At 48.2% G+C, this 2,396-nt stretch carries 1 protein-coding gene; it reads right to left on the bottom strand.

The features are described from left to right. Positions 1 to 1,916 (bottom strand): sialate O-acetylesterase (locus WBA23_RS24610; RefSeq protein ID WP_424584931.1); only part of this gene is annotated, 1,916 nt, incomplete at its 3' end. Positions 1,917 to 2,396: the final 480 nt, after the last annotated feature.

Genomic DNA, 2,396 nt, shown 5'->3' with positions numbered 1-2,396 from the left:
GAACGGAACGGTACCGCCGGTAGCCCTTCTTCGTTGTACAAATTGGCCATATCCGGATTGTTAGCCCAGGCGTACCGTACGGCTACGGGCTTATCAACGGCATCGCTGTAAACGGTTACTTCATTTTCGCCGCTGATCTCAGCTTTGGCCCAGTGGAACTGCTGATCGTCACCAGCCAGCGTAAATCCTTTCAGATAACCATATTTGTCTTTCACAACCAAACCGCTCCCCACATTATCCAGGGTTACGATCATTTTGTTTCCCTTCGCTCGGGCCGACTCAAAGGTAGGGCCGGAGTCAACTACATCTTCTCCGTACGCAATTCGGCGCATGGCCAGAGCCAACCGTTTCCCAACGTCGCGCTTATTGGCCGGATGAATATTGTCGGCCTCACCAATATCAATAATGGTAGCCATACCAGTCTTGGGAAGGGATAGGGTCTTGGTTTGAGCTTCCCGTAATTCGGCCCAGTTGCTTGATTGTGGCGTATCATCCGTTGCCATAAAATTGGCTAATTGGACAAAGGCAAACGGAATCTCGCTACCCCAATCTTTTCGCCACTGCTGAATCATAGCCGGAAAAATTTCACCGTATTCTTGCGCGCGAGAAGCGTTGCTTTCTCCTTGGTACCAAATCATTCCCTTCAGCGCGTAGGGCACCAACGGATGAATCATGGCATTGTAGAGAAACCCAGGGTAATGGTGCAGTGGGGTAGGATAGTTATTGCGTCCCGCCCCGCGCTGGTAGTGCCACTGCCCCGTCAGCGAAGTGCGGTCTGACTGCTGCTGAGCCAGAGTCAGGTAAAAGTCTTTGCCTGCCGTGGCAAACCCACCCTTTCCTCCTGGGTCGGTAACTCGAATAGTAATAATATTTTCACCCGCTTTCGTAGCCGAAGCTGGAACCTTGTAGCGACGGTATCGCTCGGCTCCCTGGGTTTCACCCACCTTGGTATCATTTACCCACACCTGATCATCATTATCTATTTGTCCCAAATTCAGCAGAAGGTCTTTTCCTTGAAAATCAGCCGGTAGCTCCAGCGATTTTTTGAACCAGACTGTACCGTCGTATCTCGGAAGTGCTTCGCGATCGAAGTAGGTAGGTAGTATTAGCGTAGGCCACTCCTGAAAATCGAAGTTTGCCGAGGCCCAGTTCTTCTGTAAGCCTGGGTCCCGATTATCAATATCATCAAATAAACCGTCTACGGTAGCTCGGTAGTTTTCGCTTATCTTCTCCATAGTATTGCCCTCGGCCTGTAATTGCTGCACGGCTTCGTGTAGTTGAGGGTATTTGCTCAGTGCTTCGGCACTCATCCAGGACTCGACCGGAGTTCCGCCCCAGTTGGAACTTATCAGTCCAATTGGTACGCCCAGATGTTCGCGAAGTTGCTGGGCGAAGAAATAGGCTACGGCCGAGAACTCCCGCACATTTTCTTCACTGTTCACCTGCCACTCGGTAGGCAGAATATCGTCTTTTGGCTGTAACGCCTGATCGTGGGCCACTTTAATCAACCGAATCTGCGTATCGTGAGCGGTGTAGGCTACCTCGTTGGCGTAGGGCAACTGACGCACTCTCCACTCCATATTGGATTGTCCACCGCAAAGGAAGACATCTCCTACCAGCACATCGCGGAAGGAAACTATTTCGTTCTGGCTCTTTACCTCAACTGTATAAGGCCCGCCCGCTGCGGTAGCCGGAAGGTCAACCTGCCAATGGCCACTCTGATCGGCTTTGGCGGTTGATGTTTTACCATTAAACGTGACTTCAATCTTTTCCTTCGGATCGGCGGTTCCCCATACCGGGACAGGTTGGTCGCGCTGAATGACCATATGATCGGAAAAAACGTAAGGAAGCGAAAGTTGAGCGTAAACCTCAGTAGCAAACAAGCTAACTAGGCTGAATAAGAAAAGGCGAAGCATAAATAATGTAGATTGTTGGTGGTAAGTGGAAAATTTACTTTACTTTTTCTAATTTCCAAAGGATTATGTCATTAGTACTACGAAACCTAAACGAATATCTCAATCTGAATGTGTGCTAGAGAACTAGCTATATTGCTGCAACCGTCTCTTTTGATCTGTTGGTTTTTTTCTGTAGGAAACGCCCTAACTTTTCGTCACACACAGATATTTTCCACTAGTCGCCCTATTCTTCCCTCTAATCGATTTCAAATTTTAGCCTACATAATCTTTAGCTGCGGTAGAAACGCATCAGCTTAGCCTCAGTGAGGTTTTTAGTACCTCTTACCTACGTAGGGTTTGTATTAAAGCTGGATTTTATATACTTTTTTTAATCAGTTACTTTGTTCTTAATCTCATAGAGTAGTCCGTAGCTGGTTGCGCCGTTTTGTCAATGCCGCGAAATACACCCGCAAAGATCATCCATTATCGCTAGAGTTAATG

Source organism: Tunicatimonas sp., assembly GCF_049647865.1.
Taxonomy (GTDB): Bacteria; Bacteroidota; Bacteroidia; order Cytophagales; family Cyclobacteriaceae; genus Tunicatimonas.
Note: the sequence above shows the minus strand (reverse complement) of the source record. Positions and strands in the feature narration are given on the sequence as shown.